Below are 15,158 nucleotides of genomic sequence, written 5' to 3'. Positions count from 1 at the left end.
GCCCGGGGGCCGCTTACACCGCCAGCCAGGCCGAGTGGTCGGGCGGGAGCAGGCCGTCGGCGACGGGTCCGCTCGACAGCAGGACCGAGGTGTGGGCGGGCAGCCGGTACGGCTCGGCCGAGAGGTTGACCACGCAGACGAAGCCGGGATCACGGCCGAAGATCAGGACTCCCTCGGGGGTGTCCCGCCAGGTGAGGGTGCCGTCGCCGAGCGCGGGATGCTCGCGGCGCAGACGCAGGGCGCGGCGGTAGAGCTCCAGCATCGACGTCTCGTCGCCGGTCTGCGTCGCCACGCTCAGCTCGCCCCAGGCGGCCGGCTGGGGCAGCCAGGGCGCGCCGGAGCCGTCCTCGGGGCTGAAGCCGTACGGTGCGGCCTTCCCGGACCACGGGATGGGCACACGGCAGCCGTCGCGGCCCCGGTCGGTGTGCCCGGACCGCTCCCAGACGGGGTCCTGCAACACGTCCTCGGGCAGGTCCTCGACCTCCGGCAGGCCCAGCTCCTCTCCCTGGTAGATGTACGCCCCGCCGGGCAGAGCGAGCATGAGCAGGGCTGCCGCGCGGGCGCGCCGGGTGCCCAGTTCCAGGTCGGCGGGGCCCTCGGGGCGGTACGGCTCGTTCGCCGTCCACCGCTTGACCGTCCTGCGACCGTAGCGGCTCGGGTGGCGCATGACGTCGTGGTTGGACATTACCCAGGTGGCCGGCGCGCCGACGGCGCCGAGCATGGCAAGCGAGTCGTCGATGACGGCACGCAGATCCTTCGCGCTCCAACTGGACATCAGGAAGTCGAAGTTGAACGCGGTGTGCAGCCCGTCCTCGCGGACGTAGGCGGCCAGCCGTTCGGGGGTGTCGGCCCAGGCCTCGGCGACGAACGACCGGTCGCCGGGGAACTCGTCGGCCACCTTGCGCCAGCCCCGGTAGATGTCGTGGACCTCGTCTCGGTCCCAGTGGGGGTGATCGACGTGCTGCCGGGTCCGGTAGTCCGCGGTGTCCCGGGCGGCCAGGGGACCCAGTACGGCCGGCTCCTGGCGGGGCGGCAGGTCGGGCAGTTCGGGGTGCTTGACGAGTCCGTGGGCGACGTCGATGCGGAACCCGTCCACGCCGCGGCTGAACCAGAAGCGCAGGACCGACTCGAACTCCGCGCGTACGTCGGGGTGTTCCCAGTTGAGGTCGGGCTGCTGCGGTGCGAACAGGTGCAGGTACCACTCGCCGTCGGGCAGCCGGGTCCAGGCCGGGCCGCCGAAGCAGGACACCCAGTCGTTGGGTGGTTCGGCGCCGTCGGGCCCGCGGCCGGGCCGGAAGACGTACCGCGCGCGTTCCGGGCTGCCTGGTCCGGCCGCCAGGGCTGCCTGGAACCAGGCGTGCTGGTCGGAGGTGTGGTTGGGCACGATGTCGGGGATGACGCGGATCCCGTGCCGGTGCGCCTCCTCGATGAGTCGCTCGGCCTCGGCCACGGTGCCGAACAGCGGGTCGATCGCACGGTAGTCGGCGACGTCGTAACCGTGGTCGGCCATCGGCGACTTGTACCACGGGTTGATCCAGATGGCGTCGACACCGAGCGACTCGAGGTACGGCAGTCGGGAGCGGATGCCGGCGATGTCGCCGACGCCGTCACCGTTCGCGTCGGCGAAACTGCGGATGTAGACCTGGTAGATGACGGCGCTGCGCCACCACGGGGCGGTGTTGGACATGGGGTGGAATGGGTCCTTCGAGAGTCTGGGAGAGGGTGCGGAGGGTCGGGGCGGGACGGGAAGTCCCGCTCGTGGGTGTCTACTTGGCCGCGCCGGCGGTGAGTCCGGCGACGATACGGCGCTGGAAGAGCAGCACCATGACCAAGAGGGGGACGGTGACCAGGACGCCTGCCGCCATCTGGCTGCCGAACGGGGTCTCGAACTGGGTGGCGCCGGAGAACTTGGAGATGGCGACCGGTGCCGTCTGCATGGCGGCCTTGTTCGTCATCGACAGGGCGATGAGGAACTCGTTCCATGCGGCGATGAACGTGATGATCGCGGTGGTGAAGATGCCCGGTGCGGCGAGAGGGATGATGATCCTGCGGAACGCCTGGCCACGGCTGCAGCCGTCGATCATGGCCGCGTGCTCCAACTCGTCCGGCATCTGACGGAAGAACGTGGTGAGGTTCCACACCGCCAGCGGCAGCGCGAACGACATGCTCGGCACGATCATGGCCTGGTAGGTGTTGATCCACCCGATGTCCGTGAACAGCTTCAGCAGCGGGACCACGATCGACACCACCGGGAACATCGAGGTGGCGATGATCAGCGTGAGGATCAGCCGCTTGAACCGGAACCGCAGCCGGGCCATCGCATAGGCGGTGAACGTGGCCAGCAACAGCGCCAGCGCGGTGGTGATGCCCGCGACGACGAGGCTGTTGAGCAGCGCGCGGGTGAATCCCTGGGACGGGTCGAACACCGCCCGGTAGTTCTCGAACGACACCGGGCCGGGAAGCAGCGAGGTGTCGAAGATGTCGGAGGTGCGGCGCAGGCTGGAGACCAGCATCCAGTAGAACGGGGCCAGGCAGTAGGCCACCACCGCGGCCACGCCCACGTACAGCAACCGATTGCGCCACTTCGCCGTGGAGGTCATGCGGTCACCTCCGCACGGCGCGGTGCCAGGATGCTCCGGCGCCCGCTCCTGCCCGCCTTTCCGCCGTCGCGGTCGCCGACGAGGTCCGCGCCCAGCAGCCGGACGAAGGCGAGTGCGATGAGGAGGACGTACAGGAAGAGGATCACCGCGTAGGCGGAGGCCGGTCCGAAGCGGACGTTGGAGGCCTCGTTCTGCGCCAGCATGGACAGGGTCTCCACCGAGTTCTTCTGTGCCCCGACGAGGATGTAGGGCAGGTCGAACATGCGCAGTGCGTCCAGGCACCGGAACAGCACCGCCACCAGCAGCGCGGGCTTCACCAGGGGCAGGGTGACGTGCCAGAACCGGCTGAGGGCGCCGGCGCCGTCGATGCGGGCGGCCTCGTAGACCTCCTTCGGGATCACCTGCAGGCCGGCCAGGACCAGCAGCCCGATGAAGGGGGCGGTCTTCCACACCTCGGCGACGATGACCGCGACCTTGGCGTGGAAGCCTTCGGTGGTCCACAGGATCTGGCGGCCGATCAGGGCGTTGGCGATGCCGTTGCTGTTGAAGATCCACCGCCACAGCAGGCCGGAGATGGCCGTGGGCACCGCCCAGGGCACGAGGATTCCGGCGCGCACCAGGGCGCGGCCCCGGAATGCCTTGTGCATGATCAGCGCCATCGCCACGCCGATGACCGTTTCCAGTCCCACCGTGACGACCGTGAAGAACGTGGTGTTCCAGAAGGCGTTCCAGAACCGGTCCCCGGCGGCGCCGAGGACGTCGGCGTAGTTCCGCAGCCCGACGAACGGCTCGGTGGTGCGCACGAAGCCGGTCTTCGGGTCGAGGCCCTTCGGCCCGTACAGCGACTCGTGCAGCGCCATGAGCGTCGGGTAGAGCACCACGATCGTCAGCACCAGCAGCGTCGGGGAGACCAGCAGCGCCGCCATCCGGCCCGAGCCGGCGGTCGCCCGGGCGGGGCGGCGCGCGGTGACGGGTGCGGACTGCAGCCCGGAGGCGCTGCCGCGTTCGTGGACCGTGGTGTCGGGCGGGATCGTCGTGTCGGCCATGGCCCCGCTCCTCACTGCGCCGTGGACTTCTGCAGGGCGCTCTGCAGGTCCTTGAGCGCCTGCGCGCTGCTCTTGGCGCCGGTCAGCGCGGCGTACGCCTCCTGCTGGATCGCCGAGGTGACATCGCCGTACTGCACGACCCTCGGCCGGGGCACGGCGTGCAGGATGGACTGCTTGAGAACGGGCAGGTACGGGTACTGCCCGACCAGCGACGCCTCGTCGTACAGGTCCGCGTACGGCGGGGCGAGTGAGGCGTCCTTCAGGAAGGTGCTCGCGCTGTCCTCGCTGCTGAAGAACTTCATGAAGTCCAGGGCCGTGGCCTTGTTCCTGGCGAAGGACGACAGGGCGAGGTTGTGGCCGCCCAGGCTGGAGGAGCCGGGTCCGTTCAGGCCGGGCAGCGGTGCGACCGCGAACTTCCCCGCCAGCCTGCTCTTGCCGGCGAGCGCGTAGACGTACGGCCAGTTGCGCAGGAACATCAGCTTGCCGGACTGGAACGCCTGGCGGCTGTCCTCCTCCTGGTAGGTGACGGCCTCCTTGGGGATCGTCCCGTCCTTGACCGAACCGGCGAGGAAGTCCAGGCCCTTCCTCGCTTCGGGGGTGTCGACGTCGGGCTTGCCGGCGGCGTCGGTGACGACACCGCCGGCGGAGCCCACGGCCTCGGCGAAGTTGACCGTCAGGCCCTCGTACTTCTGGAACTGACCGGCGTAACACGACATGCCCTTGGCCTCGGGCAGCTTCTTCGCCTTGGCGCAGTCGTCCGTCATCTCCGACCAGGTGGTCGGGGGCTTCGCGATGCCGGCCTTCTTGAGCAGGTCGGTGCGGTAGTAGAGCAGTCCACCGTCCGAACTGGCCGGGGCCGCGTACAGACCGCCGCGGTACTTCGCGGTCTCCACCACGGGCTTGAGCATGCTGCGCAGCGGGAACTGCTTCTCGGGCAGGCGTTCGATCCACTGGTGGGCGGCGAACTCCGAGGTCCACACGACGTCGAGGGAGAGCACCGTGTAGGCGTCGGACTTCGTCTCCGCGTTCTGGATCATCTGCTGCCGTTGCGAGTCCGCGTCGGTCGGCAGCTGCACGAAGGTGACCTTCTCCTTGGGGTGCAGCTTGTTCCAGCGGTCGATGACCTTCTGCACGACGCCGGAGGTGTCCTTTCCGGCCACATAGGTGATGGGGCCACGGCCCTCGAACGACGTGCTCCCGGCCTGCTGCCCGGAGCCGCTGCCCCCGGACGAGCCGCAGGCGGTGAGGAGGAGCCCGGCGGCGACGAGCGTCGCCGAGCACTGGAGGGCTCTGGTGGTCCTGGTCTTCACTGTCTCTCTCCTGGTCGTGCGGAACCGAAGGCGCGACTGAGCGCCCGTGTGAGACTGAGCTGTCACGGCATTGCACAGAATAAAAATGCAGGTCAGAGCGGTGGATGAGGGATGTGTGGCGGCGTGTCCGACCCCGCCGTGACAACGCTTGCACGCTAGGAGTACACCTGGGGGAAGTCAATCCGTAACTTGTCGGTAGCTCGAACAGATTTAGATGGGCTACGCAGCTTATCTATGGACAAGTTGGGTCTATCCACCGCAGTACGACGTCATGACAGCGCTGTCACGAGCGAGAGGCATGGTCTGTGCTAACTTCCGCTCATGTCACCCGCGCAACGGCACCCCACGATGGCCGACGTCGCCGAACGGGCCGGCGTCTCTCCGTCCACCGTCTCCCGCACCCTGCGCGGGCTGCCGACCGTCTCGCCCGAGGTCCGCGCCCGGGTCGAACAGGCCGCCCGTGAGCTGAACTTCGCGGTCTCGCGCCAGGCGGCGAGCCTCGTCACGGGAAGGACCGGGGTCGTGGCGGTGCTCGTCCCGACGCTCAACTCGTGGTTCATGGGATCGGCGCTCTCCAGTCTGGGCCCGCTGCTGCGCGCGGCGGGCATGGAGCTGAACGTCTACGTCATCCCCGACATGGCCGAGCGCACCTCGTTCTTCGAGCGTCTGCCGGCCCGCCGGAACGCCGACGCGCTGCTCGTCTTCGGGTTCGACCTCACCGACGAGGAGACCGCGGGGCTGGACGACCTCGGGATGCCGGTCATCTACGTCAGTCAGCACGCCGAGGGCCGGCCCAGCGTGTACGTCGACGACGTGGCCGGAGCCCTGAAGGCCACCCGGCATCTGCTCAACCTCGGCCACCGGCGGATCGCGTTCGCACCGACCACGGGCGCCACCGGCTTCACCTTCAGCTCGCGCGAACGTCTGCTCGGCTACCGGCAGGCGCTCGCCGAGGCGGGCATCGCCGTCGACGACGAACTGGTGGTCACGATGGCAGCCGACGACCGGCGCGGCCTCGTCGCGGGCGTGGGACAACTGCTGGCGCTGCGGGAGCCGCCCACCGCTCTCTTCGCCGAGCAGGACGAGCTCGCCGTCGCCGTCATCCACACGCTGCGCCGGGCCAGGATCCAGGTACCCGAGCGCATGTCCGTCATCGGCTTCGACGACCACCAGGTGGCGGAGTGGTTCGATCTGTCCACCGTGGCCCAGTCACCGTCGGACATGGGCCGGGCAGCGGGTGAACTGGCCCTGAGGCTCATCGACGACTCCGAGGCGGACCACGTGCGGCACATCGTCCTGCCCACCCAGTTGATCCCCCGGGCCACCACCGCCCCGGTGCCCTCGCCCGAGGACGACGACCAGCATCCTCGGAAGACTTCTTGACGGCGCGTCGGGGCGGATGACGCATCAGCCGGACGGGTTCACCACGCCATGGCGTCGAACAGCGCCGCCGGGTCCGGTTCCCGATTGCGGTCCAGTGTCTGCTCGGCCCAGATCACCTTGCCCTGCGGCGCATAGCGTGTGCCCCACCGGTCCGCGAACTGGGAGACGAGGAACAGGCCGCGGCCCCCTTCGTCGGTGGTGGCCGCGCGCCGCAGCCGGGGTGAGGTGTTGCTGCCGTCCGACACCTCGCACACCAGGGTGGACCCGAGCAGGATCCGCACCCGCACGGGCGGGGCACCGTACCGGATCGCGTTGGTGAGAAGCTCGCTGAGGATCAGTTCCGTGGTGAACGCCGAGTCCCGCAGTCCCCACTCGTCCAGGCGCCGGCTGACGTCCGTGCGCACCCGTGACACGGCCTGCACGTCGGACGGCACGTCCCAGGTCGCGACCCGGGACGGGTCGAGCAGCCGGGTTCGGGCGACCAGCAGCGCCACGTCGTCACTGGGGTGCTCGGGCAGCATCGTCTCCATGAGGGCGCGGCAGATCTCCTCCGGCGTCCGGTCCGGGTGGGCGATGGTCGAGCGGAGGATCTCCAGGCCCTCGTCGATGTCGCGTCCGCGGTTCTCGACCAGGCCGTCGGTGAACAGGACGAGCCGGCTGCCCTCCGGCAGATCCAGCTCACCTGTCTCGAAGGGGTGCCCGCCCACACCCAGCGGCGGCGACAGGGGAAGTTCGGGGAAGGTCACCCTGCCCCGGGTGTCCACCACGGCCGGCGCGAGATGCCCGGCCCGGGAGAGGGTGCAGCGCCCGCCGACGGGGTCGTAGATGGCGTAGAGGCAGGTGGCGCCGGTGAGCGGGGCCCGGTCGTCGTCGCCGGTCTCCGTCCGGGTGTCCAGCCGGGTCACCATCTCGTCGAGGTGGCCCAGCAGTTCGTCCGGGGCCAGGTCCAGTGAGGAGAAGTTCAGCACCGCGGTCCGCAGCCGTCCCATGGTGACCGCGGCGTGCAGGCCATGCCCCACGATGTCGCCGACGACCAGTGCCACCCGGAAACCGGGCAGAGGGATGACGTCGAACCAGTCGCCGCCCACGCCCGACCGTGCCGGCAGATAGCGGGAGGCGATCTCCAGCACGTCCTGCTCGGGCAGGCCCACGGGCAGCAGACTGCGCTGCAGCGTCACGGCGAGGGCGTGCTCACGGGAGTACCGGCGCGCGTTGTCGATCGCCACGGCCGCGCGGGCGACCAGTTCCTCGGCCACCGCGACGTCCTCCTCGTCGAACCGCGCGATGCCGGCGCCCCGCCAGAAGTTGACCATGCCGAGAACCACTCCACGCGCCCGCAGAGGGACCGTGACCAGTGAGTGAATGCCGTACTCCAGCGCCTCCCGTGCCCCCTCCGGGTCCTGGGCCCGCCAGTCCTCGGCGGTGTGCAGGTCGGGAACCAGGACGGCCCTGCCGCGTTGCAGCGCCGCCACCATCGGCGTGTCGGCCACCACGAACTGGATCAGGTCTCCCACCGGTTGCAACGGATGCCCGGACCGGGACTCGCGCAGCGCGGTACGCCGCATCCGGTGCACGGCGCCCGTGGGCTCCTCGCCGCGCAACACGGAGTCCAGGAGTTCCACGGTGACGTAGTCGGCCAGGCGCGGGACCGCCACCTCGGACAACTCCTCGGCCGTGCGCTGCACATCGAGCGTGGTGCCGATCCGCATGCCGGCCTCGTACAGGAACGACAGCCGGCCCCGCGCCACCTCGGCCTGGCCGGACAGCGCCGTCAGCTCCGTGGTGTCGCGGAAGGTGGCTACCAGCCCCTGCGCGCCGCCGTACGGTGCGGTGTGCCGGATGTTCACGGCCAGCAGCCGGTCACCGACCGGAATCACCTCGTCGGAGGCGGCCTCACCCGACACCAGCAGCCGCGTCAGCCCGGTCCCCAGCCCGAGTTCCGTCACCTGCCGCCGGTCGGCGTCCTCGGGCAGGCCCAGCAGCCGGCGTGCCTCGTCGTTGGCGAGCAGCAACCACCCGTCGGCGTCGGCGATCAGGACACCCTCGCGCACCGCGTGCAGCACGGCGTCGTGGTGCTCGTACATCCGGGTCATCTCGGCCGGGCCGAGTCCACGGGTCTGCCGCAGCAGCCGCCGGCTGACCAGAGCCGTGCCGCCGGTCGCGAGGACGAGTGCTCCGGCCGCCGCGCCGAGCAGCGCCGGCAGCTGCCGGTTCAGCACGTGACCCAGATTCGCGTACTGGATTCCGGCGCTGACGATGCCGATCACGCGCCTGCTGGCGTCCATCACGGGGACGACCGCGCGCACGGCGTCGGACGGCCGGCCGTGGAACGTCTCCGTGAACGACTCTCCCGCAGCGGCTCGGCCGACGCCCTGGGCCTTCATGCCGACCAGGGCGGGATCCGTGTCGGCGAGCCGGACTCCGTGCTGGTCCAGGACGCTGACGAAATCTACGCCCGATCCCTCCTTCACCCGGTCCGTCGACACCTGCAGCAGTTCCGTCCGGTTCGGCGATCGCAGCGCGGCAGCGGTGCCGGGCGCGTGCGCGAAGGACTGGGCCACGGCCAGCGACTGGTCGCTGGCGCTGCGCTCGGCGTCGTACCGGCCCTGCACCACCAGGGCGGCGGCCGCCACCGCGACCACCACCAGCACGATGAACGCCTGCAGCAGAAAGACCTGCGCGGCGAGGGTGCGCACGCTCAGGTACGGCGAAAGGCGGCGTCCCAGTGATCGCCAGGGGCCTGGGCGACGGGATGGCTCGGATGACCTCCCAGTGCCGGGCGGCGGCGCCGCTTTCCCCCAGGGCCAGCGGGAACGTCCGCTCATGCCCCTTTTCTAACACTGTGGCTAATGGCTCGGCGACCGGGGTGTCCGCCGCATGCCACGGTCCGGACCAGGACACTCGTCGCGCCTCACACGGATCGGCCCGGTACCGCGCGTGGCGGGACCGGGCCGGGTTCGCCTTCTCGGCATGCTCCGTCAGCCCTGGCGGGCCTTGAAGCGGGGATTCTTCTTGTTGACGACGAAGACCGTGCCGCGGCGGCGTACCACCTGGGCGCCGGGCTTGGACTTCAGCGAGCGCAGGGACTTGCGCACCTTCATGGCCGGGTTCTCCTCGTGCTCGTGCGCGTACGGCGGTCAGCCGCGGGGCGTGGCCGTGTGGCCGTAGCGCCGCTCGAAGCGTTCGACGCGGCCGGCGGAGTCCACGACCCGCGTGGTGCCGGTGTAGAAGGGGTGGCCGGCCGACGAGATCTCCACGTCGATCAGCGGATAGGTGGTGCCGTCCTCCCACTCGATCGTCTTGGACGTGGCCGCGGTCGAGCGGATCAGGAAGAGGGCGTCGGCGGCCCGGTCGCGGAAGACGACCGGCCGGGACTCGGGATGGATGCCAGACCTCATGGGGCGTTTCTCCTAGTGGCCGTCCACCCGGAGGGCGGCGGCGTGGTTCGGCGTTTCCCGCGGAGCGTGGTTCAGCGTTCCTCGCGGAAGGGGACGTGCTTGCCGGCGACCGGGTCGTACTTGCGCAGGACGAGCCGGTCGGGGTCGCTCAGACGGTTCTTGCGGGTCACGTAGGTGACGCCGGTCCCAGCCGTCGACTTCAGCCTGACGACGGGACGCAGGGTGCTGCGTGCCATGAGGTTCTCCCTTCACCCGCCCGATTTTGATGCGGGCATGTCATCTGGTTCTCCCAACAGCGCCGGGTACTGCGGCATTCCCGGCTCTGTCGGACCGTGGTCGTGAAGGGCGGTCGCCCACGCGGCGAGACGCGCCATGAGGCTTCAGCCGAACGATCGTCCTCATGGGCACAAGGTGAGGCCCGGGGACACTCTCCCCTTCACCACCACGGGCCGTACAACCACGCGAGGCCCGCGGGCATTCCCGGCGTCCGCGCGCCGTGCGGCGCCCGCCCGTCGGGCGCATCCGAGCCGCGTACGACGCCGTCCTGCGCACCGGCGGCACGATCACCCTGGCCGCCTCGGCCCTGGTGCTGCCGGCCCACCGCCGCCTGTCCCGGCACGGCCGACCGCCGGTGTCGCACAGCTCGACGGAGACGGAAGAGCGAGGGTCCCAGCCGGGGTGCTCGGGGGTCCGTGGCGACCGTCGGAGCCGGTGTGCCGGGCGGCGAGCTTGTCCCGCACGGGGCAGGCGGCTGCAGGGCGCGGCAGCGCCGCGGGTACGGTGGCGCCGAAGCCCAGGTGGACGGCCCGCTCATCTGGTCGGCGGCCCGGTGATGAGGGGTGGCCGGCCGGGCAGGCCGGTCCGATCCGCGTCCGGAAGGTCACCGTCGATGCCCCAGCCCGCCATGGCCGCCGCCACCGTCACCAGCCCGGTCCTCGCCGAGGTCGTCCGCTCCGGATTCGTCGAAGGGCGGCACCGGGGCAGCCTGGTGCTGCTCGGTGCCGACGGCTCGGTGGAGCTGGCGCTCGGCGAAGTGACGTCGCCCGTCTTCCCGCGCTCCTCCAACAAGCCGATGCAGGCGGCGGGCATGCTGCGTGCCGGCCTGGAGCTCGCGGGCGAACGGCTGGCGCTCGCGGCAGCGAGCCACTCCGGTGAGGGCTTCCACCGCGACCTGGTCCGCACGATGCTCGACGAGCACGGACTGAGCCCGGAGCACCTGCAGTGCCCGCCCGCCCTCCCCCTGGACCAGGAGGAACAGGAGACCTACCTGGCGGCGGGCGCGCGACCCGACCGGGTGGCCATGAACTGCTCCGGCAAGCACACGGCGATGCTCGCCGCCGCCGCGCTGCGGGGCTGGCCGCTGGAGTCCTACCTCGACCCCTGCCACCCGCTCCAGCAGCTCATCCGGACGGTGGTGGAGGAGGCCGCCGGCGAACCGGTCGCCGCCGTCGGCACGGACGGCTGCGGGGCGCCGCTGATGGCGATCAGCCTGACCGGCCTCGCCCGCGCCTTCCGCTCCTTCGTCCTCGCCGCCCCCGGCACGCCCGAACGGCGGGTCGCCGACGCCATGCGTGCCCACCCCGAGTACGTCGCCGGCACCCGCCGCCACGACACCTGGCTCATGCGCGAGATACCCGGCGCCCTGTCCAAGGTGGGCGCGGAAGCGGTCCAGGCCGTCGCTCTGCCCGACGGCCGCGCCCTGGCCCTCAAGATCGACGACGGCGCCGCCCGGGCCCTCAGGCCGGTCCTGGCCCGCGCACTGCGTCTGTCCGGCGTGACCGCACCGGTCACGGACCGAGTCGGCCGAATGCCGCTGCTGGGCGGTGGCCAGGAGGTGGGGGAGGTACGGTCCGTGTTCTGAACCTGGCCCTGGAGTGCACGCCATGGGGAGACGCAGGGTCCGTCGCATGCTGGTGGGCGGCACCGAGTACGGCTGGAGTTTCCGGCACCGGCACGATCGTGTGCGGGGCTACCCCGGGTGCAGCAGCACGGTGACGCTGTGGCGTCCCGAAAGCCGGGCCCGCCTACGTCTTGTGTTCCGGCCGGTTTCCGGCCGGGTCATCGCCGACGGCTGTTTCGACGAGGGCACAGTGGTGCGCCTGCCGGACCGGGAGTATCTGAATCTCCACGAGCCCGGCAGCGTAAGGGCGTTGCTGGACGAGGCCCTTTTCCGTGGACTGTTTCCCACGGCGGGATCGGTGGAGGTCGACGGCTGGCCCCTGTTCGACGCCGTACGACCGCAAGGTCCGCCCGACGGCCTCTAGCCGACCAGTCGGCGGCGCCAGTCCAGCGGCGTGACGGTGATGGCACGGGCCGGGTCGTGGTCCCATTCCGTGCGGAGGCCGACCGCTTCGAGGGCGGCCACGACCTCGTGGCCGATGGCCGCGGTGGTCTCGGAAGAACCGTCGAAGCCGCCGTAAAGGAGCATCAGTCCGTGGCCGGCCGCGGCGGATTCCGTGCACTGGGAGTGGAAGTACACGAAGCCCCGCGCGTCGGGAGCGGCTTCGCCGCCGATCTCGGACTGGCCGCAGCTGCGGCAGCAGGTGAAGTTCTCGCGGGCGGTGACACCCGCCCCCTCCAGGGCGGTGAACGCACGGCCGAGGCGTTCAGGGTCGGTCTCCCCCTGCCATGCGGCCTGCTCCGCGACGCGCTCGACCCACATCCGGTCGGCGAGCATCCGCGCCTGTTGGCGCGAGACGGGCCGGTGGTCCGCGGTGACGAGGTACTCCTCGGCGAGCTCGGCCAGTTCGGCCCGGTCGGCGTAACCGCCGACCAGCTCTTCGCGCACGCGCCCCTCCAACTCCGCACGCTCGTCCGCCTCGAGGTCGAGCGGCGGCGCTTCGCCGGCGGGTCCCATGTCCAGTGGTGACCAGGCGGGACCGGCGTCCCAGCCGGCCTCCTGACGGGCCCAGCCGGTCATCGCGGCGGACACGGCCTCGGGTGTGCCGACCATCGCCTGGAAGTGCCGGTCGGCGGCACCGTCGCGGTACTCCAGCGTGTAGTCCCCGCCGTCCTCGTGCCAGACCTGGGCGAAGACGTCGGGCAGGTCGGGTATCCGCTGGACCACCAGGAACCGGTCGCCGTCAGCGCCCATGCGCCGGACCAGGCCGGCCAGTTCCTCGGCGGACACACGAACGTGCCGCTCCCTGTTCTCCGTCTTCACCACGATTTCGAGCATGCGCGGACTATGACACAACGCTCTGACAGCCCAGCCCACGGCCGCCGGCACCGCTGTGGGCGAACTGTCCGTGTGGCACGCTGGACGAGTGGCAGAGAGCGACGCGGACGGCCGCCTTGCGGGCTGGATCTGGAGTGACAACGTCCGGCCCTTCCTGGAACTTCTGGCCCACTACGCCGGCTGCGACTTCGACGGCGTCGACTGGCAGGCGGTGGAATTCGGCCTCGAGACCACCGATGACGAGCGCCCGGATCGCTGGTACGACTACCCGCTGGTCGGGGCGGACCATCACCTCGTCGTGCAGCTCGCCAACGCGGTGGGAGGCGATGAGGTCTCCGTCCGAGTGGTGGGCGCCACCGATCCTCAATTGCGGTTGAGGGCAGACACGTTGACAGCGGTGTTCGCCACCGTCCTGTCCGCCTCATGAGCAGTCGGAGGCTCGGTCCTCGGCAACCGCGGCGGCTGCGGCGACGCGCTCCACGACGGGCCGCCAGGCTTCGAGAGCCTCGACCCGTAGCCCCACCACCTTCCCCGCGTCGTCGGCGCGGCGCAGTGCCACTGCCGCCGTGAAGTCGGGGTCGGCCTCGAACGCCGCCGTCTCCCGCGGTGTCATGGGTCCGCCCTGGCAGCCCAGCGTGCGGGCGCTCTCCGGCGACAACGCGAGATCCGGGTCGGCAGCCGCGAGATAGCGCTTGGCTGGGATGTGCAGGGCGACCAGGCGTGCCACCCGCGGCCCCAGCAGGCCTTCCACCGCCCTCGCGGCGTGCGTCCCGTGGCCCGCTTCGTCGTCGGGCACGAGGTGGTGACCGATGTCGTGTACGAGCCCGGCCACCTGCAACTCCTCGTCGTCAGGGGCAAGCTTGGCCAGCACGGCGGCGACCTGCAGGCCGTGGTCGAGGACGGGCACCGGGTCACCGGAGCGATCCGGCCGGTCCCAGACGTCCGCACAGTCGGCCAGCAGGGCCATCAGCCCGTCCACGGAAGGAATGCGCTCGTACGTCATGCCGCCACGCTGCCGTCGCCGGGCATACGGCAGGTGACGGCAAGCTGGACTTTTCTCCGTCCGAAACGGTCGGTGGTCACCGCCGGCAGGTCACCCCCTCGCCGGCTCGTCACGGCGCTGCGCCTACGATCGGACCGTGAGCGTATGGACGAAGAGCCTGGACGCGGCGGGTATCAAGGAGTTCGGGCTGCGCCGGGACTACGACTCTCAGCGGCAGCTCGTACGGCGTTTCAGGCGCGCTCCGTATCTGGCGGCGATGCTTCTGCTGCCACGGCATGAACTGCCGTACGTCGTCGCGGCGACAGCGGTGATGCACCACGGTGACAACCTCCTGGACACCGGGGCCTCGTCGCAGCGCGAGGCAGCCTGGGCGTCCTGGGAGCAGCAGGTGCGTGAGGCGTTGGCGACCGGTGGTGGTGACTCCCCGCTGATCCGCACGCTGGTGGACAGCGTGGCCGCACATCCCCGGCTTCGGGCGGCAGTTGAGCACTATCTGTCAACCGCCAAGGCTGAGCTGGACTTCGCGGGCTTCGCCACCGAAGCGGACTACCAAGCCTATGTGGACGCCTACTCGCTCCCCGCCTTCATGCTGGTCGGTACCTTGCTCGGACCGAAGGACGACGACGTGCGGTACCGGGCCGTGTGCCGGACCTTCATCGAGGGCAGCCAGCGTCTCGACTTCGTCAACGATCTCGCCGAAGACCTGCGTGAAGGACGGCTGGGCATCCCGGAGTCGACGCTGAAAGAGTTCTCCCTCACTTGGAAGGACCTCACCTCGGAAGACCTCGCCGCCGGCAACAGCGGGCCGGCCGTGGAGAGGCTGGTGAAGGACCAAGCCACCGCGGCTCGCGCCTCGTTGATGGCCGCCAGGGAACTGCCCGCCCTGGCCCCGGCGCCCAACCGGCGGCTGATCAGCGCTGTCGTCGAGATAGAGCTGCTGACCGTGGATGCGGTGCTCGCGCGAGGCGCCGGAGTGTTGCGTGGTTCCGCATCCCCGCCTCCGGTGAGCACGCTGCGCCTGCTCGCGCGCCTGCTTCTGAGCGGTCGCTGACCGCGCCGGCCCACAGAAGGTGTGCCCACGCGTCGTATCTCCGGGTACCGCGACCGTCCGGACAGCCCTGGGGGGGGGGGGGGGGGGGGGGGGGAGAAGGGGGGGGGGGGGGGGGGGGGGGGGCAGAGGGGGGCAGGTGCCACCCCCCCGTCCCCCCCTCCGTGGTAGAGAACAAAAAAAAAAAAAAAA

At 70.7% G+C, this 15,158-nt stretch carries 15 protein-coding genes; 5 read left to right on the top strand and 10 right to left on the bottom strand.

Annotation, left to right across the window (positions count from 1 at the left end; genetic code table 11):
- Positions 1-13 precede the first annotated feature (13 nt).
- The 4 genes from AC07CM_RS40980 to AC07CM_RS40965 all read right to left on the bottom strand — a co-directional run bounded on the left by AC07CM_RS40980 (position 14) and on the right by AC07CM_RS40965 (position 4,956).
- Positions 14-1,687: a glycoside hydrolase family 13 protein gene (locus tag AC07CM_RS40980; protein ID WP_478881623.1), complete on the bottom strand. Its 1,674-nt coding sequence runs from the start codon at positions 1,685-1,687 to the stop codon at positions 14-16.
- Between the two features lie 79 nt (positions 1,688-1,766).
- On the bottom strand, positions 1,767-2,600 hold the full coding sequence (locus AC07CM_RS40975) for a carbohydrate ABC transporter permease (protein WP_478881622.1): 834 nt from the start codon (positions 2,598-2,600) through the stop codon (positions 1,767-1,769).
- Positions 2,597-3,646 (bottom strand): carbohydrate ABC transporter permease, encoded by a 1,050-nt coding sequence (locus tag AC07CM_RS40970; protein ID WP_478881621.1) that lies wholly within the window; start codon positions 3,644-3,646, stop codon positions 2,597-2,599. The genes AC07CM_RS40975 and AC07CM_RS40970 overlap by 4 nt, the downstream gene beginning before the upstream one ends.
- 11 nt (positions 3,647-3,657) lie before the next feature.
- Complete coding sequence (locus AC07CM_RS40965; RefSeq protein WP_478881620.1) at positions 3,658-4,956, bottom strand: ABC transporter substrate-binding protein; 1,299 nt, start codon at positions 4,954-4,956, stop codon at positions 3,658-3,660.
- A 321-nt stretch (positions 4,957-5,277) separates the two neighbouring features.
- On the opposite strand from AC07CM_RS40965, the gene AC07CM_RS40960 reads away from it, so the two are divergent.
- Positions 5,278-6,339: a LacI family DNA-binding transcriptional regulator gene (locus AC07CM_RS40960; RefSeq protein ID WP_478881619.1), complete on the top strand. Its 1,062-nt coding sequence runs from the start codon at positions 5,278-5,280 to the stop codon at positions 6,337-6,339.
- A gap of 38 nt (positions 6,340-6,377) precedes the next feature.
- Here AC07CM_RS40960 and AC07CM_RS40955 read toward each other — a convergent pair whose 3' ends face one another.
- From AC07CM_RS40955 to rpmG, 4 genes are all read right to left on the bottom strand, one after another.
- A complete protein-coding gene (locus AC07CM_RS40955; protein ID WP_478881618.1) occupies positions 6,378-9,164 on the bottom strand; it encodes a SpoIIE family protein phosphatase in 2,787 nt (928 codons plus the stop codon).
- A 153-nt stretch (positions 9,165-9,317) separates the two neighbouring features.
- Complete coding sequence (ykgO, locus tag AC07CM_RS40950) at positions 9,318-9,440, bottom strand: type B 50S ribosomal protein L36 (RefSeq protein ID WP_478881617.1); 123 nt, start codon at positions 9,438-9,440, stop codon at positions 9,318-9,320.
- Between the two features lie 36 nt (positions 9,441-9,476).
- A complete protein-coding gene (locus tag AC07CM_RS40945; protein WP_478881616.1) occupies positions 9,477-9,737 on the bottom strand; it encodes a type B 50S ribosomal protein L31 in 261 nt (86 codons plus the stop codon).
- Between the two features lie 71 nt (positions 9,738-9,808).
- A complete protein-coding gene (gene rpmG / locus AC07CM_RS40940; protein WP_478881615.1) occupies positions 9,809-9,973 on the bottom strand; it encodes a 50S ribosomal protein L33 in 165 nt (54 codons plus the stop codon).
- 653 nt (positions 9,974-10,626) lie between these two features.
- Between rpmG and AC07CM_RS40935 the strand changes: the two genes are divergently transcribed.
- Both AC07CM_RS40935 and AC07CM_RS40930 read left to right on the top strand, forming a co-directional pair.
- Positions 10,627-11,598: an asparaginase gene (locus AC07CM_RS40935; RefSeq protein ID WP_478881614.1), complete on the top strand. Its 972-nt coding sequence runs from the start codon at positions 10,627-10,629 to the stop codon at positions 11,596-11,598.
- A 46-nt stretch (positions 11,599-11,644) separates the two neighbouring features.
- Positions 11,645-12,001, top strand: a complete 357-nt coding sequence (locus tag AC07CM_RS40930) for a hypothetical protein (RefSeq protein ID WP_478881613.1) — start codon at positions 11,645-11,647, stop codon at positions 11,999-12,001.
- On the opposite strand, the gene AC07CM_RS40925 is transcribed toward AC07CM_RS40930, so the two are convergent.
- The gene (locus tag AC07CM_RS40925) at positions 11,998-12,915 is read right to left on the bottom strand and encodes a DUF6891 domain-containing protein (protein ID WP_478881612.1); all 918 of its coding nucleotides are present in this window, start codon (positions 12,913-12,915) and stop codon (positions 11,998-12,000) included. The genes AC07CM_RS40930 and AC07CM_RS40925 overlap by 4 nt on opposite strands.
- Positions 12,916-13,003: 88 nt before the next feature.
- On the opposite strand from AC07CM_RS40925, the gene AC07CM_RS40920 reads away from it, so the two are divergent.
- Positions 13,004-13,342, top strand: coding sequence for a hypothetical protein (locus tag AC07CM_RS40920; protein ID WP_478881611.1), 339 nt, complete (start codon positions 13,004-13,006; stop codon positions 13,340-13,342).
- On the opposite strand, the gene AC07CM_RS40915 is transcribed toward AC07CM_RS40920, so the two are convergent.
- Positions 13,337-13,918, bottom strand: coding sequence for an HD domain-containing protein (locus tag AC07CM_RS40915; RefSeq protein WP_478881610.1), 582 nt, complete (start codon positions 13,916-13,918; stop codon positions 13,337-13,339). The genes AC07CM_RS40920 and AC07CM_RS40915 overlap by 6 nt on opposite strands.
- 136 nt (positions 13,919-14,054) lie before the next feature.
- On the opposite strand from AC07CM_RS40915, the gene AC07CM_RS40910 reads away from it, so the two are divergent.
- Positions 14,055-14,969, top strand: coding sequence for a squalene/phytoene synthase family protein (locus tag AC07CM_RS40910; RefSeq protein ID WP_478881609.1), 915 nt, complete (start codon positions 14,055-14,057; stop codon positions 14,967-14,969).
- Positions 14,970-15,158: the final 189 nt, after the last annotated feature.

This window comes from Streptomyces sp. NPDC044061 (assembly GCF_056434305.1).
This window is presented reverse-complemented; position numbering and strand designations above follow the sequence as displayed.